General features: G+C 43.1%; 22 protein-coding genes and 1 tRNA gene. 21 read left to right on the top strand and 2 right to left on the bottom strand.

The window, feature by feature from the left end:
* Positions 1-167 precede the first annotated feature (167 nt).
* Complete coding sequence (gene murJ / locus DQN48_RS02320) at positions 168-1,619, top strand: murein biosynthesis integral membrane protein MurJ (protein WP_013022775.1); 1,452 nt, start codon at positions 168-170, stop codon at positions 1,617-1,619.
* A 217-nt stretch (positions 1,620-1,836) separates the two neighbouring features.
* Here murJ and DQN48_RS02325 read toward each other — a convergent pair whose 3' ends face one another.
* Positions 1,837-2,892, bottom strand: a complete 1,056-nt coding sequence (locus DQN48_RS02325) for a transaldolase (RefSeq protein WP_013022776.1) — start codon at positions 2,890-2,892, stop codon at positions 1,837-1,839.
* Between the two features lie 117 nt (positions 2,893-3,009).
* On the opposite strand from DQN48_RS02325, the gene DQN48_RS02330 reads away from it, so the two are divergent.
* Positions 3,010-8,328, top strand: a complete 5,319-nt coding sequence (locus tag DQN48_RS02330; protein WP_013022777.1) for a hypothetical protein — start codon at positions 3,010-3,012, stop codon at positions 8,326-8,328.
* Positions 8,329-8,567: 239 nt separating this feature from the next.
* On the opposite strand, the gene DQN48_RS02335 is transcribed toward DQN48_RS02330, so the two are convergent.
* Positions 8,568-8,655 (bottom strand) — tRNA-Ser (locus tag DQN48_RS02335).
* Positions 8,656-8,895: 240 nt separating this feature from the next.
* Here DQN48_RS02335 and obgE point away from each other — a divergent pair.
* The 19 genes from obgE (at position 8,896) to DQN48_RS02430 (ending at position 24,040) form a co-directional block, all read left to right on the top strand.
* Positions 8,896-9,969, top strand: coding sequence for a GTPase ObgE (obgE, locus tag DQN48_RS02340; protein WP_041913274.1), 1,074 nt, complete (start codon positions 8,896-8,898; stop codon positions 9,967-9,969).
* Positions 9,966-10,865 carry a methionyl-tRNA formyltransferase gene (locus DQN48_RS02345; RefSeq protein ID WP_013022779.1) on the top strand — a complete coding sequence of 300 codons (900 nt, stop codon included), beginning with the start codon at positions 9,966-9,968 and terminating at the stop codon, positions 10,863-10,865. The genes obgE and DQN48_RS02345 overlap by 4 nt, the downstream gene beginning before the upstream one ends.
* Entirely contained in the window at positions 10,862-11,476 is a 615-nt protein-coding gene (locus DQN48_RS02350) for a biotin--[acetyl-CoA-carboxylase] ligase (protein ID WP_013022780.1), read from the top strand. Before DQN48_RS02345 ends, DQN48_RS02350 begins: the two co-directional genes overlap by 4 nt.
* A gap of 14 nt (positions 11,477-11,490) precedes the next feature.
* Positions 11,491-12,282, top strand: a complete 792-nt coding sequence (locus DQN48_RS02355) for a ParA family protein (protein WP_013022781.1) — start codon at positions 11,491-11,493, stop codon at positions 12,280-12,282.
* A complete protein-coding gene (locus tag DQN48_RS02360) occupies positions 12,282-13,163 on the top strand; it encodes a ParB/RepB/Spo0J family partition protein (protein ID WP_013022782.1) in 882 nt (293 codons plus the stop codon). The genes DQN48_RS02355 and DQN48_RS02360 overlap by 1 nt, the downstream gene beginning before the upstream one ends.
* 43 nt (positions 13,164-13,206) lie before the next feature.
* Positions 13,207-13,632: a F0F1 ATP synthase subunit B family protein gene (locus DQN48_RS02365; protein ID WP_041913073.1), complete on the top strand. Its 426-nt coding sequence runs from the start codon at positions 13,207-13,209 to the stop codon at positions 13,630-13,632.
* A gap of 9 nt (positions 13,633-13,641) precedes the next feature.
* The gene (locus DQN48_RS02370; RefSeq protein WP_013022784.1) at positions 13,642-14,160 is read left to right on the top strand and encodes a F0F1 ATP synthase subunit B; all 519 of its coding nucleotides are present in this window, start codon (positions 13,642-13,644) and stop codon (positions 14,158-14,160) included.
* Positions 14,160-14,693, top strand: coding sequence for a F0F1 ATP synthase subunit delta (locus tag DQN48_RS02375; RefSeq protein ID WP_013022785.1), 534 nt, complete (start codon positions 14,160-14,162; stop codon positions 14,691-14,693). Before DQN48_RS02370 ends, DQN48_RS02375 begins: the two co-directional genes overlap by 1 nt.
* Before the next feature lie 18 nt (positions 14,694-14,711).
* Entirely contained in the window at positions 14,712-16,223 is a 1,512-nt protein-coding gene (gene atpA / locus DQN48_RS02380; RefSeq protein WP_013022786.1) for a F0F1 ATP synthase subunit alpha, read from the top strand.
* An 8-nt stretch (positions 16,224-16,231) separates the two neighbouring features.
* The gene (gene atpG, locus DQN48_RS02385) at positions 16,232-17,131 is read left to right on the top strand and encodes an ATP synthase F1 subunit gamma (protein ID WP_013022787.1); all 900 of its coding nucleotides are present in this window, start codon (positions 16,232-16,234) and stop codon (positions 17,129-17,131) included.
* Between the two features lie 30 nt (positions 17,132-17,161).
* On the top strand, positions 17,162-18,562 hold the full coding sequence (gene atpD, locus DQN48_RS02390; protein WP_013022788.1) for a F0F1 ATP synthase subunit beta: 1,401 nt from the start codon (positions 17,162-17,164) through the stop codon (positions 18,560-18,562).
* A gap of 9 nt (positions 18,563-18,571) precedes the next feature.
* Positions 18,572-18,952, top strand: a complete 381-nt coding sequence (atpC, locus tag DQN48_RS02395; protein WP_013022789.1) for an ATP synthase F1 subunit epsilon — start codon at positions 18,572-18,574, stop codon at positions 18,950-18,952.
* Positions 18,952-19,512 carry a MotA/TolQ/ExbB proton channel family protein gene (locus tag DQN48_RS02400; protein ID WP_013022790.1) on the top strand — a complete coding sequence of 187 codons (561 nt, stop codon included), beginning with the start codon at positions 18,952-18,954 and terminating at the stop codon, positions 19,510-19,512. The genes atpC and DQN48_RS02400 overlap by 1 nt, the downstream gene beginning before the upstream one ends.
* Positions 19,513-19,523: 11 nt before the next feature.
* Positions 19,524-19,910, top strand: coding sequence for a biopolymer transporter ExbD (locus DQN48_RS02405; RefSeq protein ID WP_013022791.1), 387 nt, complete (start codon positions 19,524-19,526; stop codon positions 19,908-19,910).
* Positions 19,910-20,671, top strand: coding sequence for an energy transducer TonB (locus DQN48_RS02410; RefSeq protein ID WP_013022792.1), 762 nt, complete (start codon positions 19,910-19,912; stop codon positions 20,669-20,671). The genes DQN48_RS02405 and DQN48_RS02410 overlap by 1 nt, the downstream gene beginning before the upstream one ends.
* On the top strand, positions 20,664-21,920 hold the full coding sequence (gene tolB, locus DQN48_RS02415) for a Tol-Pal system protein TolB (protein ID WP_013022793.1): 1,257 nt from the start codon (positions 20,664-20,666) through the stop codon (positions 21,918-21,920). Before DQN48_RS02410 ends, tolB begins: the two co-directional genes overlap by 8 nt.
* Before the next feature lie 89 nt (positions 21,921-22,009).
* Entirely contained in the window at positions 22,010-22,519 is a 510-nt protein-coding gene (locus DQN48_RS02420) for an OmpA family protein (protein ID WP_013022794.1), read from the top strand.
* Between the two features lie 3 nt (positions 22,520-22,522).
* Positions 22,523-23,491, top strand: coding sequence for a tetratricopeptide repeat protein (locus DQN48_RS02425; RefSeq protein WP_013022795.1), 969 nt, complete (start codon positions 22,523-22,525; stop codon positions 23,489-23,491).
* A 3-nt stretch (positions 23,492-23,494) separates the two neighbouring features.
* Entirely contained in the window at positions 23,495-24,040 is a 546-nt protein-coding gene (locus DQN48_RS02430; protein ID WP_013022796.1) for an FKBP-type peptidyl-prolyl cis-trans isomerase, read from the top strand.
* The last annotated feature ends 351 nt before the right edge of the window (positions 24,041-24,391 follow it).

Below are 24,391 nucleotides of genomic sequence, written 5' to 3' on the forward strand. Positions count from 1 at the left end.
CTTGTGAGCAAAAGATCAAAGCTTTATAAGCATCTGCGAAATTCTAGTATAATTCTTTATAATTCTTATTAATCCTGCATCCATAATTTTGCTTTTATCGTGAAGCCTTGGAGCGAAATTTTTGAGCACATAAAGAAAATAACTGCATTCCAAAAAAGGAGTTTTTTTTGTTAAAAAAGGCTTTTTTCACCAATAGTAGTGGCATCTTTTTCTCCAGAATTTTTGGTTTTTTGCGCGATTTATTGATGGCAAATATCCTTGGGGCTGGCATGTTTAGCGATATTTTTTTTGCGGCTTTCAAGTTCCCCAATCTCTTTCGCCGCATCTTTGGTGAAGGGGCCTTTGTGCAGAGCTTTTTGCCAAGCCTTATTTCCTCCAAGCGCAAGGGCATGTTCATCGTTAGCACCTTTTTTATTTTTCTTTTTAGTGTTTTGCTTTTGAGTCTTTGTGTTTATTTTTTTGCTCCCTTTTTTACCAAGCTTCTTGCCTATGGATTTTCTAGAGAGCAGCTAGCCCTCACAGAGCCCATTGTGGTGATTAATTTCTGGTATTTGGGGCTTGTGTTTGTCTCGACTTTTTTTAGCACTCTGCTGCAATACAAAAATATTTTTTGGGTCAATGCCTACAATACCGTGCTGCTCAATGTTTTTATGATCCTCTCTCTCTTTCTCGCGCGGGATTTGGAAAAAATGCAGATTGTGTATTTCCTTAGTTATGGAGTGCTATGTGGGGGTGTAGCTCAGATTTTACTGCATTTCTATCCACTCTATCAAGCAAGATATTTCAGGCTTTTTATTCTAGGTTGCAAGGATCTTTTGGCGCTTTTTCAAGGCAGGCTTAAGGCTTATAAAAAGGCGGAATTTTTCTCCAGCACCAAGGGATTTTTTAAGCAATTTTTCCCTGCGTTATTTGGAAGCTCCACGGCTCAGATCGCAGCCTTTTTGGATACGATTTTGGCCTCATTTTTAGCCACAGGAAGCATCTCTTATCTTTATTATGCCAATCGCATTTTTCAGCTCCCCCTTGCCATTTTTGCCATCGCTATCTCCACAGCCCTCTTTCCCACCATAGCCCGCGCGATCAAAAATTTAGAGGAGCACAAGGCCAGAGATCTGATGAAAAAAGCTTTTTGGGTATTGCTGATTTTGCTAAGCCTTTGTGTGTGTGGAGGGATTGTGCTCAAAAATGAGGTGATTTATGTGCTCTTTGAGCGGGGCAAATTCCTGCGCCAAGATACCCTGATCGCGGCAAATGTCTTTGCACTCTATCTGCTAGGACTTGTGCCCTTTGGCCTTGCTAAAGTCTTTGCCCTATGGCTTTTTGCTCACAAAAAACAAGGCGTGGTAGCGCTGTGCTCTGGGATTTCTTTGCTTGTAGGGCTATTGTGCTCGCTTATTTTGATGCAATACATAGGTGTCTATGGTCTTGCGCTAGCATCAAGTATCAGCGGGCTTGTGCTATTTTCTTTCACGGTTAGGGGATTTGGATTTGCCCATTTTCTCATCATCCTACGCAATAAGAAGGGATTTTTACTTTTGTTTCTTTTGCTTGGGTTTGAATTTTTACTCCTAGAGGGAGGGCAGATGCTCATGAGAGATCTGGGTTTTTTTATCATTTAGTTTGGCTTGGATTTTTATAGATTGGATTTTTTGAAATTTTTGCGACGCAGATTTTGCAAAACTTCGCACCATGACAACATTCTTGCACCAAGCCTCTTGGTGGGATTGGCAGAATTTATTAAGTCTTTTTGCTGCGAGGCTAGGAGCACGATTTTTCTATTCTCTCTTGCTTTTTACTTTTCTCCCTGCTTCTGATTTTCCCCAATTTTTTGGGATTTTATAGCTCTCTTAGCATGGATTCAAAGGCTTCTTTGAATGCCAAGAGTCCTTCTTCCAAAAGCCCCTGGGCCAAGATCGCAAAATCCTCTTGCAAAAGTGTTTTGATGGAGGAGAGGCTCTCATGGATTTGGTCGGGGTCTGGGATATAGGGAGCGAGGTCTTCATTTTGTGCCTTGAGGGCATGGTTTTGTAGTTTTTCTAGTCTTTCTAGCGGATTTTGCACGCGTGCATGAGTGCCAGTGATGCTTCCACTGCCTCCATTTTCTAGAAATGCTGCGATACTCTGCAGGGGTGCAGTGTTGATTGAGTGGGGATGCAGCAGGGCTTTGATGTAATAATCCTCTGCCCATCCTGTGCCCTTCACCCCCGTGGAAGCAAAGAGCACCCGCGTCTCTTTGCTTCCTTGCGCACACGCCCATGTATAGCATTCTTGGGCATTGAGGATGCCAAGCCTCCTCTGCCATTTCTTTGGCAAAAACTCATCAACCCTGCGATCCCAGCGGGATACAAAGACACTAATCACCCCGCGCACATCCCCCTTGCCTCTGCCCTTACGCATCGCTTCCAAGCAATTTTGTGTTTGTTCTTTGGTAAAAATTAGCGTCGCATTTACGGGGATGTTTTCTCTCATCAATGCCTCCATAATCTCATAGCCTGCCTCTGTTGCGGGGACTTTGATCATGACATTGGGCATGCCAATGATTGTATGAAGCCTTTTGCCCTCACTAATGCTCTCTGCTATGTTTTCTTCCAAAAAGGGATCGATTTCTAGGCTGATGTAGCCAGTATCTTTGTCCTTTTTCCAAAGCCCTAGCATCTTGCTTGCTGCTGTTTTGATGTCTTTTATGGCAAGACTTTCATAGATCTCCTTGGCCCCAAGGCCTTTGAGCTTAGCGATCTCTTCTTTGTAGATGGGATTTTTTAGCGCGCTGGCAAAGATGGCAGGATTGCTCGTAGCCCCGCAAAATGCGCCCTGATTCAAAAGCCCTTCAAATTCCTTTTCCAAAAAATTTCTCTCGATAAAATCGCACCATAGACTAAAATTTTGACTCATGAAAATCCCTTGTTTTTGCTAAAATTTTAGCGAACTCTGTAAAAAATATCCTATAATAACGGATCAAAAATTCTAGAGAATCATACTTCCATATCAATACCTAAGGACCAAATTCCCATGAAGTTAAAAACATTTAAAATTCCCTCGATTCTTTTAAGTTCTTTATTGACGAGTGTGTTTGCTACAGATGTCAATATCGACCTCTCTCAGCCCTTCAAATCTGGCGGGGGCAATCCTATCAGCTTTGCTTATGATTTTACCACCGATGGCAAAAAAATTCCTCCTTCAAATCCTCCCTCAAGTGCGACGCCTGTGCCACTAAAACAAGGAAGCAATTATTTTTGGGCAGAGAGTAGTACAGGTTCTACCCTCTCCCTGCTAAGCAATCCACCAACAACTGGGTCTGGTTCAAGTGGTCTCCCACAGGTGGCCACTGCAATCTTTTCTGCCCCAGGGAATAATGACAATTTAGTCCTAAATTCTTTCAACTACATTTCTATCAAGGGAAACCTCACTACAAAGGGGCAGTCGGATTCCTATTTCATGATCCTGAATGGACCTGTGCCCTATGTGAGTTTTACGCTCAATGGTGCGAATGTCTTTTCGGGATCCAATCTCTACATTGGTCCCATTGGCAAGGGGGATAGCCAAACCGGGGGGTTTGCGAATGTTTTTTTGAGTGGAGTGATCAAGGTTGATGCCAATGCCATCGACCAGGCAGATATCAAGGGTAGCGGGCAGAAGAATGCGACGCTAAATTTCTCTAGCGAATACAATAATGCCACCTACACCCTGCAAAAAGGCGCAGTGCTCGATCTCATCTCTGCCACCAATACCAACAGCAGCCAAGTGTTTTTCAATCTAGGCCAGACGAAGGAAGGCACCATCGCTACGGGACAAAGTGTGCAAAATCTAGGCACAATCAACATCACCAACATCAACGCCAATAAACCAGGTAGCCTCACCCAGCCAATCAGTCAAACAAGCAGCAGCGCTGGCACCCAAGGAAAAAGCGTCAGCACTCAAGCAGATAATGGAGGCAATCAGGAGAAAAATTCTATTTTTTTTAATATCGATCTGAATAACCAGGGTACCATCAATCTCCAAAACTCCACACTCAATCTCATTTCTGCCAATCTTACCAACTCAGGCAGCGCTGGCACCATCAATATCGCAGCTCTAGCCACCACGATAGCAGCAGCCAAAAATGGCGGTATCACGCCCACAACGTCTACTTCGGGAAATGGCGCAAGCGGCTCTCTGATGGGGGGATCTCAGTTTGCTAATGTCAGCAATTCTAGCTCTATTTTATTCCAGATAAAACCCCCTAGCATCGCATCATCAGCTCCTGTGGTATCTGGGGTTCAGAAAAGTTCTGCATCAACAATGGTGACATTGGACAGCACTCCGGTGGCGACCCCAGCGCAAAATACGACCTTTTCAATTAGCTCACAAAATATCAATGTCATGGGTGTTGCGGCCACAGATGCGAGTAAGCTTGATGCGCTCATTGGCTCTAGGCTCACCATTACCGTCGCAGAGAGCGCGGCAAGTGCGGGAGGCGCGGTAGGAGGAAAGGGGGGAAGTGGGGTGGCATCCAGTCCCACGAGTACTATTTTGTTTACAGGAAGCTCTAGCAATCCCACGATCATTAATGTGGGAAATGGCGCAGGTGATGATCGAAATACCGTCTTGGCATTGGGTGCCTCTAACACTCCCGCAGGTGGTCCAGTGGCTCAAGCAGCAGCGTTGGTTCAAACCGCACAAGCCACTCCAAGTGGCACGATCAGCTTTAAGCTTGATAATTTTGCAGCAATCAACATCGCAGGAGGAGCAAAGCTGGATTTGACAAGCAATCAAATTGCTGCCACCCGCACTTACACTACTAGCAACTCCACCGGGAGTGCTTTGGTGAGCAGTCCTTCTGGCTCCACCACTGTCAATGGAATTTTGAATTTTTACAACCAGGGGAGCATTACCATCAAGGGAGTACCAGAATATTACGCCACAAAATCCACCTCCAATAGTAAAGATTCTAGTACTTCCATGACCTACTATCCCAAGGATGGTCAGACGAGTTATTTTGGCGCCAGTGTCAATCCCAATGTCAGTATCGATGCGGCGGGCAAAAAGGTCATTCTCACAGACTATATCACTACTGTTACCACAGGAAAACAAATTACCAATCCTCAGGAAAATTGTACCGATCTCACCAATTGCACACTTACCACCAAAATAACCGCAGCTGCGGGCAGCCTGACTTTTGATGGCGGGTACAATCAGATTCTCGCTGGTGTGGTGTATAACTTCGGGAATCTCATCCTTAAAAATAATGCGACATTAGATCTTTCTAAAATCAGCATGAACCAAAATGGTCAAGCTCTTCCAAGCATGAGCAGCGCTAGTGGTAGTACTGGCAGTACTACAAATGGTGCGAATTCCATCATTGGCTTTGTGAATGCGGGGGTATTTGTGTCTGATGGTGGCGTGATTGATGCGCGTGCCACCCAGCCAAGTAGTGCCACAGATATCAATGGTGAAAATGCAAACTCAAGTGCTTATACGCTAGTCATCACAGAAAATAAAAAAGAAAAAGTCTTTGATCCCACTCCTGCAACCACTCCCATCAATGGCGCTAGCGCAGGTGCAGTGGCTGCTAAAGGTGCTAGTAATGAATTGAAAACAGAGGGCGCACTATGGGCAGCAAATAAAGCAAATCAAACACGTGCAGCATTTATCGTGCAAAATGGTACCACCATCATTCGCGCACATGCCCTTATTAATAAAGGGATCACGATCGTGCAGGGTGGTGGGATTTTGAATCTGGATTGCGTGGGGAGTGCTTATTGTTATAATGGGAGATATTTCGCTAACCCGACAACAAACCAGCAGGGCAAAAGCTATGTATCAGCCCCTAGTAATGCAACAGATAATGGTCAAACAAAGATTGCGCCCACGCAAATTGTGTTTAATAATATTGGTCTTAGTTCCAGCCAATCTAGTGGCGCGAATTCAAACAATAAGGCAAATGAGGGGATTTTGCAACTCAGTGGTGGTACCATCAACACCATCGATTCCTATCGCTACCAAGATCCAAACAACAATTACGCGGATGTGAACAAATATATCTATCATAGCCTCAAGATTGAAGGTGGGGCACTGGATGTGAGTGGTGGGGCGATCTCTCGCATCCTCGTGGGGCTCAATGATAGCACCACTAATGGCTCAAGTGGGACTGGGAAAATGACCTCTGCGCTAACACTCGATCACACCAATCTGAGCCTTCAGGGGGCCTCGCGACTCCTCATCTTCACGCAAAAAGATAACACGACGACAAATACCATGGCAGATGTGACCTGGATGGTGGGGCAAAAACAGACTAGCACTCTAGCTGCCACAAAATCTACTGGCGTCACTGCGTCAAATTCCCCCAATACATTTACCATGAGTTTTGCTAATAATAGTTTTGCCAATAACACAGGGGGCTTCTTCGTGCTTGGCTCAGCACAAAATGGAAATTTTAGCGGTGGAGTCTTCAATATCCAAACTGCAAACACCACCCAAAAATCAGGCAATACCACGCCGAGTAAGGATTTTGAGTTTGTGATTGATTTAAGCAATCTCTCTGGTACCAATACCCTACTGCTTGATAAGCAGTATAATTTCATTATCGCCAAGCAAATCCAAATCGATGGTCAAAGAATTGCCAGTGCCAAGGACTTTAATATGATTATTAATTTTGGCTCAGGACTCTCTAGCACTGGCACTTCAAAGGATTATGGCAACTATGATGCTGCTCTTTGTGGAAGCAATTCCAAATTCTGTCTCAATGCTCAGGGCACAGGCCCAGAAACAGCTGCTCAAAGCAGTAGCAGCGACCCAAGTGGTCATGAACAAGCACAAAATGGCCAGATCACCATCGGGCAAAAACCAGGTGAGGGCGTAGCAGTCATTGATAAAAGCAAAAGCTCTGAGATCCCCAATCTCCAAAATAGCTGGCAGGGAAGTGGAGTGACGTATGGGGATTTTGTGACTTTTAGCAAAATTTATAAAGAAGGAAGTGGGAGCTGTAATTTTTCTACCTTGGAGGGCTGTGCGGTGATTGGATTTAGTGCAATCAAGTCTCAAAATCTGCTAGATCATGGAATTCTTGGGGTGTTTCAAAACATCAAAGATCGTGCCAATCAGCTAAAAGATTCTGGAAATCCTGTCTTTGAAAATGCCGCTAGGGGCGTGAGCATGATCGAGGATGCAAATCCCAATGCTAAGGCGATTTTGCAGAGCGTGGCTGCTAGCAATGGCGCGCTTACCTCCAATATGCTTTTGAATCTCCAAAATGTGCAGTATACGGGGAATTTGGGTGTGGCAGATTCTGTAGCAAGGACACTTAATACCATCAATAACTCCTTGAATGCGCTCTCAAACAATGTGCTACAGATGACAGAGCTATCCCAGAGACTGATTTTTACCTCTACGCTTGCTACTAATGCTCGTTTGGCCCAGATGTCTAGTCCTTACAATACTGCATTTGCGCGCCTCATCCGCTCCCTCAAGGGGCAAAAACTTGCGGATAATGGAGATTTGTATAATTATTCTGATCGCTTTGATTATGATCATAATGTCTGGGCTCAGGCCATCGGCGCATATGGTGGGCTTTATGGCAATGGTTATAATGCATTGGGTGGATTTAGCGCGGGCTATGATAAGATCTTTGATCGTATTTTGTGGGGTGGGTTTATGGCCTATGCCTATTCCCATAGCATGCTTGATCGCTTCAATCATGATTTCACTGCTGGAAACAACACCACCACACACAATCTCGAGCTAGGAAGCTATATGCGAGCCTATATTAATTCCCATGAGGTGGATGTGGTGCTAAGTGAGACCTTCGCTTATAGCGTGCAACAATTCCGACCTATCAACCCCATCCATCAAAAGGTGCATTTTGGAACCTTTACTACCAATCTCATTGCCCGCTATGGCTATGTCTTCCCCATTGATTCTGAAAAAGGTTTTTATATCAAGCCCTATGGCGCAGTGGATCTGTACTATCAGTACAATACTCAGCAAAAGGGCAGGGGACCCATACCCATCCTAGGGGGATCGAGAAATTCTGGAGGTATGGCTATCTCTGTGTTTGCTGAGATTAGAAAATACGCTGATGAAAAGAAATATTTTTATTTTACCCCGGGGATTACGCAATATGTCTTCAATCTTAGCACAAGAGCCCCAGTCTATCTGGGCAGCAGCCCCGCATTTCCTATTTTTTATAAGCTAGGCAATCAGATCCGTACCTATCTAGTTTTAATGGGTGGGGGTGAAGTAGAGCTCAAAAGTAATCTCTTTTTAAATTTTGGTGTGGGCGCTAAGATTTCTTGGGATCGATATTTTGTGGATGCTAACATTGGCTTGAAATATAAATTCAACACGAATTGATGTGAAGCGTGCATTTTGACCTTTCCACCACCTTGGGCCGGGCACAGCCAAGGTGGTGGAATTTGCTGTGTTTGGCGTGGTTTTCGCGTAAAAAATGGTGTAGCGCATGCACTGCCATGGTACAAAAGAATGCCAGGAGTGAGAGAGTTAAGGATTGTCTAGGTTTGGCACATGCGAAAATATGTGAAATGCAGCTTTTGTATGTGGCTTGCGGATGTTTTATGAGATTTTGTAAGAGATGGCGGAGAGAGAGGGATTCGAACCCTCGAAGGCTTGCACCTTACACGCGTTCCAGGCGTGCTCCTTCAACCACTCGGACATCTCCCCGTGACAAAGAAACTTTAAAGCCGCTATTATAGCAGGATTTTTCAAGATTCTTCTTTTTATCACGCAAAAATTTATCACGCAAAAATCCGTGCTAAATCTTTGAATTTTCCAAAAATCTGTGTCAAATCCAAAGGCTTGCATAAATCCAAAGTTTGGTGCCAGGCATGAAAGGGTGAGGCCATGTCTTTGGGGGTTGGGGGGAATTTTGTTAGAATTGCAAAAATTGGCAAGGGGTTAGAGATGTTTGTAGATCGTGTGGATATTTTACTTTCTAGTGGCAAGGGAGGCGCTGGGGCAGTTTCCTTCCGACGGGAAAAATTTGTCATCAACGGGGGCCCTGATGGTGGAGATGGTGGAGATGGAGGAGATGTGTATTTTGTGATTGATGAAAATAGCGATACACTCTCACAATTTCGAGGCAAGCGGCATTATCGCGCCCAAAATGGTCAGCCAGGGCAGGGCAAAAACTGCACAGGAAAGCGCGGGGAGGATCTCATCATCAAGGTCCCAGCGGGTACGATGGTCTATGATGAACAGAGCAATGCACTGCTCTATGATCTCACAGACCAAAAGCAAAGGGTAAGGGTACTTAGCGGAGGCAAGGGTGGCTTTGGCAATGCGAGATTCAAAAATTCCATCAATCAGGCCCCAAGTTATGCACAAAAGGGGCTAGAGGGGAAGCAGCTCCATGTGCGCCTAGAGCTCAAACTCATCGCCGATGTTGGTCTTGTGGGCTATCCCAATGTGGGAAAATCCACCCTGATTTCCACCCTCTCTAATGCCAGGCCAGAGATTGCAAATTATGAATTCACCACATTGATCCCAAATTTAGGTGTGGTGGATGTGGATGAAATTCATTCTTTTGTGATGGCTGACATCCCTGGGATTATTGATGGAGCAAGCCAAGGCCGTGGGCTTGGGCTAGAATTTTTGCGTCATATTGAACGCACGAGATTTTTACTCTTTGTAATCGATCTGACCTCTTATCGCGATGGAATCACGCAATATAAAAATCTAAAAGATGAGCTAAGGCGCTTTTCTAGTGAGCTTGCTGCGCGGAATTTTGGCATTGTTTTGAGCAAGATGGATGGCTTAGAAGATGGGGATTTGGTGTCTAGGTTTTTCTCTCATTTGGGCTATCCCTACAAAGAATACAAGGGCATTGAAGGAAGTGGTTTTATCTCTAGCCTGGAAGACTCGCCAAAGGATCAACCCCGCTTTATTTTGCCGATTTCCTCAGCCACCCATCTCAATATCAAGGCTCTCAAGCATTTGATTTTTGAGAGTCTGTGCAGGGGGGATGTGCAGTTATGAGGGTGCTATTCATGGGTACACCCCTCTTTGCCAAGGTGATTTTGGAGGCAGTGTGCGGAGAATTTGAAGTAGTGGGGCTATTTTGCCAGCCTGATAAACCCTCTGGCAGGAAGCAAGAGATCCAAATGCCTCCAACAAAGACCTATGTCTTGCAATCTCATCCTAGCATCCCTATTTTTCAGCCAGAGAGCTTTGATGAAGAGATCTATCAAAAAGTCGCAGCACTAAAGCCAGATGTCATTGTGGTCGTGGCTTATGGTAAGATTTTGCCATCAAGGCTTTTGGCGCATCGCTGCATCAATCTTCATGCCTCCATATTGCCCAAATATCGAGGAGCCAGCCCCATCCAAGAGATGATTTTGCAGGATGATGCGTATTTTGGCGTCACTGCCATGGCAATGGAAGAGGGGCTGGATTGTGGGGATATTTTGGGCATCTCGCTTTGTAAAAATGATCACAAAATCTCACTAGGCCTGCTTAGTGAAAAATTGGCCCAAATGGGTGCAGGGCTTATTAAAGAAGTGCTATGCAGAGAGGATTTACTCCCTCTTGCTCAGGATGAGATTCACTCGAGTTATTGCAAAAAGATCAAAAAAGAAAATGGATTAGTGGAGTTTGAGGATGCAAGAAAGCTAGAGAGGTTTTCTCGTGCCTATGAGGGATGGCCACAGGTATTTTTACAAAGCGGGTTAAAGCTCTTTGGTATAGAAATCAGAGAGGAGCAGGGCAGTCACAAAAAAGGGGAGATCCTAGAGATCACGACAGAAAAAATCGCGGTGGGATGTGTTAGGGGAAGTGTGTGGATAAAATTTTTGCAGGCTCCCAATAAGCAAAAAGTTCGTGCAGTGGATTATGTCAATGGCAGGCGTCTACAAGTGGGTATGGTGCTAGAGTGAAGATCCTTGTTTTTGAAGAGCTGGATTCTACGCAGAAGTTTCTGCTAGAAAATCCCCAGGCAGAAACTTGTGTGGTGGCGTTGCATCAGAGTGCTGGGGTGGGGAGCCGCGGAAATGCTTGGCAGGGAGTAGAGAGCGGGCTGTATTTTAGCTTTTGCGTGGAGAAAAAAACTCTGCCAAAAGATTTGGAATTGCAGAGCGCCTCGATTTTTTTTGGCTTTTTGTGCAAGGAGGTTTTGGAGCAAAGAGGCTTTGTGGTTTGGCTTAAATGGCCCAATGATTTGTATCTAGAAGAGAGGAAGATTGGTGGAGTGATAGTGAATGTAAAGAGGGGCTTTGTGATCTGTGGCATCGGGGTGAATTTTTTGTCCCAAAGCTTTGGTGCCTTGGGCGTGGAATTGGAGAGGAATGGGCTTTTGGAGGAATTTTTTGAAAAATTAAAAAAACCCCTGCAATGGAAGGAAACTTTTAGAAAATATAGGCTAGAATTTCATAAAAACTCAAGCTTTTATTTTCATCATAAAGGGAAGCTTCAAAGCCTCTGTGATGCAGAGTTGCTGCATGATGGTGCCATCTCCATCCATGGTGAAAAAATCTATGGCTTTAGGTAGTTTTGGAGTGTGAAATGGGAGAAATTATTGCCGTTGCAAATCAAAAAGGTGGAGTGGGCAAGACCACTACCGCAGTCAATCTGGCTGCATCCTTGGCACTGGCTGAGAAAAACGTCTTATTGATTGATTTTGACCCTCAATCCAATGCCACAACAAGTCTTGGTTTCCGTCGCAGTGATATTGAATTTGACATTTATCATGTGTTGATGGGGAGCAAGAATCTCTCAGAGATTATTTGTGAGACGGAGATGTCCCACATGCATCTAGCGCCCTCTAATATAGGGTTGGTGGGACTGGAGAAAGAATTCTATAAAAAGCCCAGGGGAAGGGAGCTGCTGCTAAAAAGAAGCATTCAAGAAATTGAGAATTTTTATGATTTCATTATCATTGATTCTCCTCCTGCGCTGGGCCCTCTGACCATCAATGCCCTGAGTGCTGCGCATTCTGTGATTGTACCCATTCAGTGCGAGTTTTTTGCGCTGGAAGGCTTGGCGCAATTGCTTAGCACCATCAAGCTTTTGCAAGAAAACATCAATCCCACGCTAAAAATCAAGGGATTTTTGCCGACCATGTATTCCACGCAAAACAATCTCTCCAAGCAGGTGTTTGCAGATCTTTCCCAGCATTTTAGCGCCAAGTTATTCAAGAATAGCCAGGATCCCGATCAGCCCTATGTGATTATTCCGCGCAGTGTGAAGCTCGCAGAATCCCCGAGCTTTGGGAAGCCTATTTTGCTCTATGATATCAAATCCAATGGCAGCGTTGCCTATCGCAATCTGGCGCAATCCATTTTGTGTAACACATAATGGCAAAGAAGCAATTAGCCCTAGGCAGGGGCCTTGATGCGATATTAGGAGATGTGGAGCGAGCCTATAGCAATCATCTCAGCGATCACAGTGAGAGGATTATTGATCTTAGTATTGATGCCATCGCGCCAAATCCCTTCCAGCCAAGAAAGGTTTTTCAGGAGGAGAGCATCAAGGAGCTCTCTGAATCCATTATTGAGCATGGATTGTTGCAGCCCATCATCGTCTGTCAAAATGACAAAAAAGACTATATTTTGATAGCAGGTGAGCGCAGATTACGGGCTTGCAAGCTCGCGGGAAAGAATAGCATCCGCGCTATTGTTGCAGAGATTGATTTGGCTAGACTTGGAGAATTGGCATTGATTGAGAATATTCAGCGTGAAAATCTCAATCCCATTGATCTTGCAAAATCCTATCAGACATTAATCAGCGAATATGGCATCACACACGAAGCACTCGCCCAAAAGATCAAAAAATCTCGCACTCAGGTGACCAATACACTACGTCTTTTGCAACTGTTGCCAGAGGTGCAGCAAGCGCTCATTGATGGCAAGATTACACAGGGGCATGCAAAAATGCTCGTAGGCCTTGAGGATGGCGATCAGGAGCTGCTCTTTCATTCTGTGGAGGGGCAGAAGCTTAGTGTAAGTGACACAGAAAAGATGGTGCAAAATTTCAAAAAAAACAAGCGGGGCAAGGGCATGTCAGATTCTTCAAAGCCTCTTCAGCTGCAAAAACTACAAGAAATCCTAGGGGAAATGGATCTCAGAGTAAAAATATCCAGACAAAGCCTTATTATTGATTTTCAAAATGAAAACCAGGTGGAGTTTCTTATTAGGAAGTTACAAAGTAGCAACGTAAATTCAGGTTTTTTTTGTTAGAATAGCACACAGTCCAAAAAACGAATTTCCTTAAGGAGAAAAAATGTCTACTCAGATCAGTTTTCATCTGATGAGTTTGGTGTTCATTGTTTTTATGATCACGCTGTATTTGCTGAATATTTGGGTGTTTCATCCAATGATTAGCTTCATGCAAAAGCGCAATGAGGCTATTTATCAAGATGCGCAAGAGATTGATGACAGCGAAAGGGAAGTAATCTCTATTCAGAATGAAATCGAGAGGCTTATCCATCAGGCCAAGACAGAGGCAAAGCAGATGGTAGAGGATTCTCTCAATGAAGTCAGGGCTGTGCATGATGCAAAGATCGCGAGATATCGTGCAGAGAATCAGGCCAAGATCGAGGAGTTTATGCAGAGGTTAGCTCGGGATAAACAGGTATTAAAGGCTCAGTTATTAGAAAATAAGCAGATGTTTCAAAGCGCTTTGTCTGCCAAAATCAAAGAAATATAAGGAGGGAGAATGCGCTTTGTTGTCTTATCGCTTGCATCGCTGTGTGCGCTTTTTGGAGCGTCAGAGCACCTCTTGGAAGTGGAATTTGCAGACTCGGATTTCATCGCTAGGCTGATAAATTTCGTCATTTTTGTTGCCATTGTTTGGCTTTTGCTCGCCAAAAGAATGAAGATGTTTTTTGGGGAAAGGAAAAATAAAATTTCTCAAAAGCTCTTAGAAGTGCAGGAGAGATTGAAAGTCGCAAAAAGCAATAAAGAGCAGGCCCTAAGGAAGTTAGAAGAAGCAAGGGAGAGGGCAAATAAAATCCTGGCGAATGCAAAAAAAGAATCCTACACCATCACTCAAAAAATCGAGCAGCAATCTAGTGCAGACATCGAAAATATGATGAAGAGCGTAGAGAATCTCATGGAATTTGAACAAAAAAAGATGGAAAAAGAAGTGGTGATGGAAGTGCTTGATGAGGTCTTTGGGGAAAGCAAAATAAATAGCCAGGAATATGTGAAGATCCTGGAGAAAAAGGTGGTTTGATGCTAAGTATGGTTGCGAAAAGATATGTGAAGGCGATTTTGCAAACATGGGATTCTTTAAGTGAGCTAGAGGGGCTTTTTGGCAATCTCCAAAGACTAGAGATCGCCTGGCAAAATAGAGAATTTAGAGAAATGATGCAAATTCCTTTTTTGGATTTTGCCAAGAAGCGCGAGATTCTTCTCTCCCTCCTAGAGACCCAAGATCAAAAGATGCAAAATTTTTTCAACCTCCTGCTAGAAAATCGCCGCCTAGAATGCGTGCCTTTTATCTGCAAGGCGCTGCGCAGCCATATCAGTGCGCAGAAAAAGAGTTATGAGGGGGTGATTTATTCCAAAGAAAATCTCGACCCCCAGATGCTAGAAAATATCCAAAAAAAACTTGAAAATCATCTGAGTGTGGAGTTGACTCTCTATCAAAAAAATATAGACAGAGATGAGATATCTTTGAATATTCAAGATTTAGGCGTAGAAATTTCTTTTTCTAAAGAAAGATTTTTTAATGATTTGAAATCTCATATTCTTAAAGCAATTTAGTTTCAATAAGGAGTAAAAGTGACAAAATTAAAACCAGAAGAGATTAGCGATATTATCAAAGAAAGAATCCAAAATTTTAATGTCGAGGTTGATATTGCGCAAACTGGAAAGGTCATTGCCTATGCAGATGGCGTAGCAAAGGTTTATGGAATCCAGGATGTAATGTCCTATGAGATGGTGGAATTTGACACTGGCGACAAGGGTTTGGCTTCAAATCTAGAGGAAGGAAGTGTGGGGGTTATCGTCCTTGGTTCTGGGAAAAATATTAGGGAAGGAACTTCTGTCAAAAGACTTGGAAAATTGATGAGGGTACCTGTGGGTGAGGGTGTCGTAGGGCGCGTGATTAATGTTTTGGGTGAACCTCTGGATGGCAAGGGTCCTATCGAGGCTTCAGAATATTGTTTTGTGGAGCAAAAGGCTCCTGGAATCATGGATAGGAAATCTGTGCATGAACCATTGCAAACAGGTATCAAGGCTATCGATGCGCTTGTGCCAATTGGAAGGGGGCAAAGAGAGCTTATCATCGGCGATAGGCAGACGGGTAAAACCACTGTAGCAGTTGATACAATCATTAATCAAAAAGGCCAGGGCGTCGTCTGTATCTATGTGGCAATCGGACAAAAAGAATCCACCGTAGCTCAAGTTGTTCGTAAGCTCGAGGAACATGGAGCAATGGAATACACTGTAGTCGTCAATGCATCTGCAGCAGAGTCTTCTGCCATGCAATTCCTCGCTCCCTATACAGGTGTGACAATTGGAGAATACTTCAGAGATCATGCCAAGCATGCCTTGATTATTTATGATGATCTTTCCAAGCATGCCGTGGCCTATAGAGAGATGTCCTTGATTTTGAGACGCCCTCCAGGTCGTGAGGCGTTCCCCGGAGATGTTTTTTATATTCATTCTAGATTGCTTGAGCGTGCTGCAAAGGTGAGTGATGACAAAGGTGCAGGATCTCTGACGGCATTGCCTATCATCGAAACGCAGGCAGGGGATGTCTCTGCATACATTCCCACTAATGTTATTTCCATCACAGATGGCCAGATTTTCTTGGAGACAGATCTCTTTTTCTCTGGCATCCGCCCAGCCATCAATGTGGGTCTTTCTGTTTCACGTGTAGGTGGAGCTGCGCAAATCAAGGCCACCAAGCAAGTAGCAGGTACCCTGCGACTGGATTTAGCGCAATATAGAGAATTGCAGGCATTTGCACAATTTGCTTCCGATCTTGATGAGGTAAGTCGCAGGCAGCTAGACCGTGGACAAAGAATGGTGGAAGTGTTGAAGCAGGGGCCCTATTCTCCATTGCCCATCGAGAAGCAGATTGTCATCATCTATGCTGGAGCAAAGGGGTTTTTGGATGATGTCCCGGTGAATAAAATCGTGCATTTTGAAAAAGAGCTCTATCTCTACATCGAGAATAAGAAGCCTGAGATTTTTGCAACCATTAAAGAAAAAAAGGCTCTAGACACAGAGATAGAAACCGCACTAAAAGCAATCATTGAAGACTTTAAAATGATCTTTAATGGCTAGGAATTGGAATGGGAAATAATTTAAAGGAAATTCGAAAGAAGATTGCAAGTGTACAAAATACACAAAAGACTACAAGGGCAATGAAGCTAGTCTCTACTTCAAAGCTAAAAAAAGCAGAAGAAATGGCTAGGCAGTCTAGGCTCTATGCAGAAAAACTCAATGAAATTTTTGATGATTTGATTATCAAGTTAAAATCCAGAGGTTTAAATAGTATCAATTCCAAGTATTTTTCCAAATCCAGCCAGAGGGATGTCAAAGTCATAGACATTATTACCATCACCTCAGATAAAGGGCTTTGTGGCGGGTTTAATATTGCTACCATCAAAGAGGCTATGCGCTTGAAAAAGGAATATGAGAGTAAGGGCATCACTGTGCGAATCCGGGGTATTGGAAGGAAGGGGATTGCTTATTTTTCCTTCCATGATATTGAGGTTTTAGACAGGGTGATTGGCTTATCTTCAATGCCTGATTATGAAAGATCTGCAGAATTCATTCTGCGAGCCATAGAGGATTTTATCGAAGGTAAGACCGATGAGATCATTTTGCTACATAATGGATTTAAAAATATGCTCACCCAAGAGTTGAAATCTAGAGTCCTTGTTCCTTTTGATTTGAGTGCTGTACAAGCTTTAGAAGGACGCGTTCATAATGTCTTCATTGAGCCTGATGATGAGGAAGATCGGGTGCTAGAGGAGCTTGCAAAAAAATACTTTGAGTACAATATGTATTACTCGCTCATTGATTCTCTTGCCGCAGAGCATGGTGCTAGGATGCAGGCGATGGATGCAGCTACAAAGAATGCGGGGGAATTGGTGAGGAGTTTAACCATTTCTTATAACAAAGCGCGACAAGAGGCGATTACTACAGAGCTTGTAGAAATTAATGCTGGTGTTGAGGCAATGAAATAAATCAAGTCAAAATTATAGAAGGGAGTTAGAATGGAAGGAAAAATTACGCAGGTTATCGGCCCGGTGGTGGATGTAGATTTTGATGCCTATCTGCCTGCCATCAATGAAGCATTGGATGTGGATTATCAAATCGATGGCGAAAAGAAAAAATTGGTATTAGAAGTCGCAGCACATCTAGGAGATCATCGTATCAGAGCCATTGCTATGGATATGACAGAAGGACTTACTAGAGGGCAGAAAGTCACAGCACGCGGCAAGATGATTGAGGTGCCTGTGGGAGAAAAGGTGCTTGGTAGGATTTTTAATGTCATTGGAGAAGTTATTGATGGTGGTGAGGAGCTCAAAGATGTGCAGACCTGGCCCATTCACAGAGAGGCCCCAAGTTTTGAAAATCAATCCACCAAAACAGAGATGTTTGAGACTGGGATCAAGGTGGTGGATTTGCTAGCCCCTTATTCCAAGGGTGGAAAGGTCGGGTTATTTGGTGGTGCGGGAGTGGGAAAAACCGTTATCATCATGGAGCTCATCCATAATGTCGCATATAAGCATAGTGGTTATTCTGTATTTGCAGGGGTGGGTGAGAGGACCAGGGAGGGAAATGATCTTTATTTTGAGATGAAAGAGGGTGGAGTCTTGGATAAGGTTGCGCTTTGCTATGGGCAGATGAACGAGCCACCAGGGGCAAGGAATCGGATTGCATTTACAGGCCTTACCATGGCGGAGTACTTCAGGGATGAAAAGGGACTTGATGTGTTGATGTTTATTGATAATATCTTCCGATATGCCCAGTCAGGTGCTGAGATGTCTGCACTTTTGGGGCGCATTCCATCTGCGGTGGGCTATCAACCTACACTCGCTAGTGAAATGGGAAAATTGCAAGAAAGGATTACTTCTACTAAAAAAGGCTCCATCACCTCTGTCCAAGCAGTCTATGTTCCTGCAGATGACCTTACAGATCCAGCGCCCGCATCAGTGTTTTCTCATCTTGATGCCAAAACCGTACTCAATAGAAAAATTGCAGAAAAAGGCATCTATCCCGCTGTAGATCCGCTGGATTCTAGCTCTAGGATTTTGGATCCTCAGATCGTGGGAGAGGAGCATTATAGAATTGCCACAGGCATTCAGCAGATTTTGCAAAAATACAAAGATTTGCAGGATATTATCGCCATTCTTGGGATGGATGAGCTTTCAGAAGAGGACAAAAAGACTGTGGAGAGAGCTAGAAAGGTCGAAAAATTCCTTTCGCAACCTTTCTTTGTGGCAGAGGTTTTTACAGGCAGTCCTGGCAAATATGTCACACTGGAAGAGACGCTAGAGGGTTTCAAAGGGATTTTGGAGGGTCAGTATGACCACATCCCCGAGAATGCGTTTTATATGGTAGGGGGCATCCAAGAGGTGCTAGAAAAAGCAGAAAAAATGAAAAATGCTTAAGAGGAAATCATGGCTTTAACAGTGAATATTATTGCTCCTTATGGAAAGATTTTCAGCGGTGGTGTCGATGGCATCATTTTGCCCGGAAGCGAAGGGGAATTTGGTGTATTGGAGGGGCATAGTGAGCTGTTTGCGTTGCTAAAGACTGGGGTCATTGAAATTTCTAGAAATCAGCAAAAGGATTTAATTGCAATCAACTGGGGATATGCAAAGGTTCAGCCAGAAAATGTGGATGTTTTAGTGGATGGCGCGGTCTTGATTAGTGATTCCAAGGGAGATATCGCTGGTGCTATAAGCAATGCCCAAAAATTATTAGAAGAGGCCACAACTGACAAGGTTGCTTTATCTAGCGTGATGTCAAAAATTGAAAATGTGGCGAAAGGAAAGTAATGCTAAGTTTACAGGGTTATTTCTATGACAGCGGCATGGTCACTCTCATCGTCTTGCTGTGGCTTTCTTTGTATTTGATTGTTACATTGTGGATCTTCATCTATCGGTTTATGATTTTGAGTAGGATGTATCGGAATCAGCGTGCCTCTCTTAGCGCAATCGTAAATGGAAAATCCAGAGCACCTAGTGATGTCTTTTTTGAGGGCAAGCATGCTGCTTCAGAGGATTTTTTATTGATTTGGAAACATAGCATCCTAAGGCAGAGCACAGCGATGCTTTCTTTTTTGAGCATCATTGCGTCCACAGCTCCCTTTATTGGTCTTTTTGGGACAGTGGTGGAGATTTTGGATGCCTTTAGTAGACTTGGTGGCAGTGGGCAGATTTCTTTTGATGTCATTGCGCCCATCATTTCCAAAGCCTTGGTAGCAACGGCAGGAGGGATACTTGTAGCAATCCCTGCATATTCCTTTTTTTTGATATTAAAGCGCAAGGCATTTGATGTGAATCTTTCCATCCAGATGCAAATTGATGCCATCACAAAGGGCGGAGCACGTAAGTGAATCAGGAATTTATGGACTGGGAGGAAAAGCCAGAGCTCAATATCACTCCCTTGGTGGATATCATGCTTGTTTTATTAGCAATTTTGATGGTGACAACACCAACTGTCGTCTACAAGGAGCAGATCACACTCCCTCAAGGTAGCAAACAATCCAGAGTTGGCCCAGATGACAAACTAGAGGTGCGCATGGACATCCACAAAAGAATCTACATCGGGAAAGATATTTTTGATTTAGCCACCTTTCCGGACAATTTCAATCTTTTGGCAGGTCGCTATAATAAAAGTTCTAACGTCTACATTCGAGCAGACAAGAAATTGCAGTACCAAGATATCATCTTTTTGCTTAAAAGCGTCAAAGAAGCAGGTTTCTCCAAGGTCTCTTTGGTGACGACAAACTGATGTATAGAAGCGCAAGATATTTTTATATTTCTGGGGCACTTGCTTTTTTTATTTATTTTGCACTGTTGTTTTTGATTGTCGCGACCATCATCCACCAAAAAAATACAGCCCACTACATCATGAAAAATAACACTAAATTCGATCAAATTGCTATCGATGCATTGATTGAAGACTCCAAGCCGCAGCCAAAGACCCAAGCTTCCTTCGTAAAAAAAACTGTAGAGAAGTCTCAAGGAGAGCCAAAGTCATTGTCTGATATCAAGGATTTGTTTTCTAAGATCCCGGATTGGGAAACAGAAAGCAAGGAGCAACAGCTCAAAAAACAAGAAGATTTGGAGCAAAAAAAGCTTCTAGATCAGGAATTGTTAAAGCAGCAGGAGGCCATACAAAATCTGCAGGCAAATCTAAGCAGCATGAACAAAACCCTCAATGAAATGAAGACAAGCATCGACATTAAGACAGATGTCTTACCCAATCAAGACAATGGACTCTATGATGAGTGGATTGCAAAAATTTATAAAATTCTGTATAAAAATTGGTCTTTTGCTTTTTATCAAGATGCCACGGTGAGTGCAATCATCACCATCACAAATACAGGACAATTTTCCTATAAAATCCTCAAGTATTCACCATTTGAGGAATATAATAACGGCGTAATTGCGATCTTGGAAAACCTGCGGGATCAAAAGCTTCCTCCCTATCCTAATGGAAACTTGATCCATATCGAAGTGAATTTTAAGGCAAGGGCAAAAGATGAGTAGAATAGTCATTTCTTTTTTGATTTTTTTTCAAATGCTTTGGTCGGTGGATGCTACCATTGATTTGGTAAAAACTATCCAAAAAACCCCCAGCATACAGGTGACCTATCTGGACAACAAAAATACAGACTTTGCGCAAGAGATTTATAGGGTTTTGCTCGGGGATCTGCAGGTGACAGGGCATTTTTTGGTGCGAGAGGGATCTAAGGGGAGGAGGAATCCTGATTATACGGAATTCATTCAACAAAAAACCGATCTCTACATCAACATAGAAGTGCTCAAAGAAGATGCAAATATCAAAGTCATACTCAAGCTTTTTGATGTAAATATGCAAAATCTCGTCCTCAATAAGGCCTATACTCTGGATGATGAAGCGCTCTATCCTTTTGTCGCGCACAAGATTGCCATTGATGCGAATAACTACATTAAGGCCCCTTCTATCGATTGGATGAAGCGTTATGTTGTACTTTCTGCGAATGTTGGCCCCAGGCGCAATGATATCTTGATTAGCGATTACACGCTGACTTATCGCAAGGTCATTCTCAATGACGGCTTGAATGTTTTCCCTAAATGGGCGAACGCGGAGCAGACTGAGATTTATTACACTAAGATTACGAGGGATTTTCCCATCATTATCAAATACAATATTTACACTGGAATTAGCTCTGAGATCTTGAGAGGTAGGGGGCTTGCCATCGTCTCTAATGTTAGTAAAGATGGAAAAAAAGCATTGATGACCCTAGCGCCCAATGGAGATCCTGATATCTATTTGTATGACTTTGATACCAAACAGCGTATTCAGATGACAAAATACAGAGGCATTGATGTTTCAGGGAATTTCATCGACAATGACACAGCAATGATCTTTGTCTCTGATCGTTTAGGTTATCCTAATATCTTCACTAAGAAGCTCCAAGAAAATGCACCTATTGAGCAGGTAGTGTTTCATGGCAAAAACAATAGTTCCGTCACTGCTTACAATAATTATGTGGTCTATACCAGCAGGGACACTAATAACGAATTTGGACAAAACACCTTCAATCTTTATTTGATTTCCATGAAGAGTGATTTCATTAGGAGATTGACGACCAATGGTGTAAATCAAATGCCAAAATTTTCTGCAGATGGTGGAAGCGTGATGTTTATCAAAAACTCAGGCAAGCAGAGTGCACTGGGGATTATTCGTCTCAATTACAACAAAACCTATCTTTTTCCCTTGAGTAAAATTCAAATTCAATCCTTTGATTGGTAGGGTTTTGAGCGAGGTTTTTTATTGACTTATTAAGAAAAAAACCTTAGAATTCGGGGATGCTTAAGGATACATAAGGGAAGAGGAGCTGCATGAAGAAAGTCTTTTTTTTAATTTTTTTGGTGTTATTTGTCGTTGGTTGTGCAAAAAAGGAGGTTGCTATCGATGAAGCACCTAAGGTGCAGCAGGAGGAGGAGCCTGTACAAGAAAATGTAGCAAAAGCTCCTGAACCCAAGAAAAAAGATATATTGCAGGATGGCACCGTGGTGGGAAGTGTTTATTTTGCTTATGACCAGTATAACATTCCTCCAAGTATGTCCGACGTTATTGATAGCAGCGTGGAAAAAATCAATGAAAATCCTGATATGAATGTGGTTGTTGAGGGGAATACCGATGAATTTGGGAGTGATGAATATAATTTCGCATTGAGTAACAAAAGAGCGATGGCTGTGCAAAGTGCACTAATCACAAGAGGGATTAGTAAAAATAAAATCTCTATTCTGTCTCTAGGCAAAACAAAACCTGTTTGCACAGAAAAGCGTGAGGAATGCTATCAAAAAAATCGCAGAGGAGATATCAGATTGATTAAGGCGAATAAATAAGCTATGAATTTGATGAAAATGTGTGGCAAGCTACAAAAGGATATTTTGATTCTGGCTCTCATCAATGGCTTTTTGTTTGCTGAGCCATCAGCGTTTGAGTTGCAAAGTGGAGCGACCAAAAAAGATATCTCTAGTCTGCAATCTAGCAGCAAAAATCTCCAGACCATTACTACAGATGTGCAGGCCCGCCTAGGCAATGTTGAACAGATACAAGATGGACTTAAAAGCTTGCTAGAGGGACAAAATCTCAAGATTAAACAGCTCTCTGATGACAATGGAGTTTTAAAAGACCAACTCAGTACGCTCCAGGCGCAGATGGAATTGCAAAAGGAGCAGAACAAAGAAAATTCTGAAGTCATGGATTTATTAAAGGTGCAGATCCTCTCTCAGCAAGACGAGATTAGAAAGCTTCAGGAATCTTTGAAAGATATCAATGATGTTATGGTCAAAAATAATGAAATGCTCTTACAGCAGCTTGATATTTTGTCTAAAAATATTGCCAAGGATAGGAAGATCTTGGAGGATAAGAGCAATACCATTGATGGCACTGGAGTTTCTCAAGAAGGTGTTTCTCAAGAAGAGGAAGAGGAGGCGTTGCAAAAAGACCCTGTCATGGTGTTTCAGGATGCCAAGTCTTCTCTGCGTTCTAAAAATTATGACCAAGCGCGCAAGAGCCTTGAGATTTTGGTGAAGAAAAAATACAAACTTGCTGAGGTTTATTTTATGCTGGGGGATATTTCTTATTCCAAGAAAGAATATCAAACTGCGGTGTCCTATTATAAAAAGAGTTTTACGCTGGATGAAGGTGCCAATTATATGCCAGTGCTTCTGTGGCGCACGGCATGGTCTTTTCGTTACCTGAAAGATGCAAAAAATTACGATCGTTTTACAGAGATTTTGGTTAAACATTATCCCAACAGTGAGCAGGCCCAAAAGATCTTGGAAATGAGAGAAAAAAAGAATAAAGGATGAAATATGAGCCAAATTAAACCAAACAAGGTTGTGACAATTGAGTATAGCGTCAGAGATAAGGAGAGTCAAAATCTCATCGATACCAATGTGGATTCAAAGCCTCTGGAATTTCTCATGGGTGCTAGTCAGGTGATTATTGGGCTTGAGAATGCGCTATCTGGTAAAAATAAGGGCGATGAGCTCAAGGCAGAAATCGCACCAGAGGATGCCTATGGGGTTTATCGCGTGGATTTTTTGCAAGAGGTGCCAAGAGAGCAGTTTGAGGGTATCGAACTGCAAGAGGGCATGACTCTCTTTGGACAGGGTGAGCATGGAGAGACTGTTCAAGTCACTGTTAGGGATTTTAATGACAAAATCGTGATGATTGATTACAATCATCCTTTGGCCGGCAAGACGCTTTTGTTTGATGTGAAGGTGCTAGATGTGCGCGAACCCACAGAACAGGAGATTCTCAATGGTGGAGTAGGTGGAGGCTGTGGTTGTCATGGAGGAGGGCATGGTCATGGAGATGGTGAGTGCTGCGGTGGTGGGGGTTGTGGTTGTCATTGAATAGGATCGCTAATCAAGTTGGTTTTTAGATCCGGTTGATAAATCCACCTCGATGAGCTTGGTTGATGCAGTCATTGTAAAACCTTGGTTTGTTCGTGATTCTGGTGGGAGCTTTCAGCCAAGCTGCAAAATCTATTCCCTTGAGATTTTTCTTCTTTGCGACCTCGCAGTGTTTTTGTTGGTTCATTCTATCTGACTAATTCTGCTCGAGTTTATTGCTTTTTTCTGATTTTTTAATGATTCTTCTCTTGCGGATTTTGTTTGTGGGTTTTCTGATCTAATGGTGATCTCAAGGATCTTGATAGTGATTTTTATGGTTTTTTTCGCTTTTTCTAGATTTTTGACTTTTAT

This window comes from Helicobacter mustelae, assembly GCF_900476215.1.
In the GTDB taxonomy this organism is placed as follows: domain Bacteria; phylum Campylobacterota; class Campylobacteria; order Campylobacterales; family Helicobacteraceae; genus Helicobacter_H; species Helicobacter_H mustelae.

Bases quoted from the DNA above. Each gene is read 5' to 3' on its own strand.
- DQN48_RS02355 (WP_013022781.1), top strand. From the start codon at position 11,491: ATGGGAGAAATTATTGCCGTTGCAAATCAAAAAGGTGGAGTGGGCAAG.
- DQN48_RS02430 (WP_013022796.1), top strand. From the start codon at position 23,495: ATGAGCCAAATTAAACCAAACAAGGTTGTGACAATTGAGTATAGCGTC.
- atpC (WP_013022789.1), top strand. From the start codon at position 18,572: ATGGCTTTAACAGTGAATATTATTGCTCCTTATGGAAAGATTTTCAGC.
- DQN48_RS02345 (WP_013022779.1), top strand. From the start codon at position 9,966: ATGAGGGTGCTATTCATGGGTACACCCCTCTTTGCCAAGGTGATTTTG.
- obgE (WP_041913274.1), top strand. From the start codon at position 8,896: ATGTTTGTAGATCGTGTGGATATTTTACTTTCTAGTGGCAAGGGAGGC.
- DQN48_RS02410 (WP_013022792.1), top strand. From the start codon at position 19,910: ATGTATAGAAGCGCAAGATATTTTTATATTTCTGGGGCACTTGCTTTT.
- atpG (WP_013022787.1), top strand. From the start codon at position 16,232: ATGGGAAATAATTTAAAGGAAATTCGAAAGAAGATTGCAAGTGTACAA.
- DQN48_RS02370 (WP_013022784.1), top strand. From the start codon at position 13,642: ATGCGCTTTGTTGTCTTATCGCTTGCATCGCTGTGTGCGCTTTTTGGA.
- DQN48_RS02325 (WP_013022776.1), bottom strand. From the start codon at position 2,892: ATGAGTCAAAATTTTAGTCTATGGTGCGATTTTATCGAGAGAAATTTT.
- DQN48_RS02420 (WP_013022794.1), top strand. From the start codon at position 22,010: ATGAAGAAAGTCTTTTTTTTAATTTTTTTGGTGTTATTTGTCGTTGGT.
- DQN48_RS02360 (WP_013022782.1), top strand. From the start codon at position 12,282: ATGGCAAAGAAGCAATTAGCCCTAGGCAGGGGCCTTGATGCGATATTA.
- DQN48_RS02375 (WP_013022785.1), top strand. From the start codon at position 14,160: ATGCTAAGTATGGTTGCGAAAAGATATGTGAAGGCGATTTTGCAAACA.
- atpD (WP_013022788.1), top strand. From the start codon at position 17,162: ATGGAAGGAAAAATTACGCAGGTTATCGGCCCGGTGGTGGATGTAGAT.
- DQN48_RS02365 (WP_041913073.1), top strand. From the start codon at position 13,207: ATGTCTACTCAGATCAGTTTTCATCTGATGAGTTTGGTGTTCATTGTT.
- tolB (WP_013022793.1), top strand. From the start codon at position 20,664: ATGAGTAGAATAGTCATTTCTTTTTTGATTTTTTTTCAAATGCTTTGG.
- DQN48_RS02405 (WP_013022791.1), top strand. From the start codon at position 19,524: ATGGACTGGGAGGAAAAGCCAGAGCTCAATATCACTCCCTTGGTGGAT.
- DQN48_RS02425 (WP_013022795.1), top strand. From the start codon at position 22,523: ATGAATTTGATGAAAATGTGTGGCAAGCTACAAAAGGATATTTTGATT.
- DQN48_RS02400 (WP_013022790.1), top strand. From the start codon at position 18,952: ATGCTAAGTTTACAGGGTTATTTCTATGACAGCGGCATGGTCACTCTC.
- DQN48_RS02330 (WP_013022777.1), top strand. From the start codon at position 3,010: ATGAAGTTAAAAACATTTAAAATTCCCTCGATTCTTTTAAGTTCTTTA.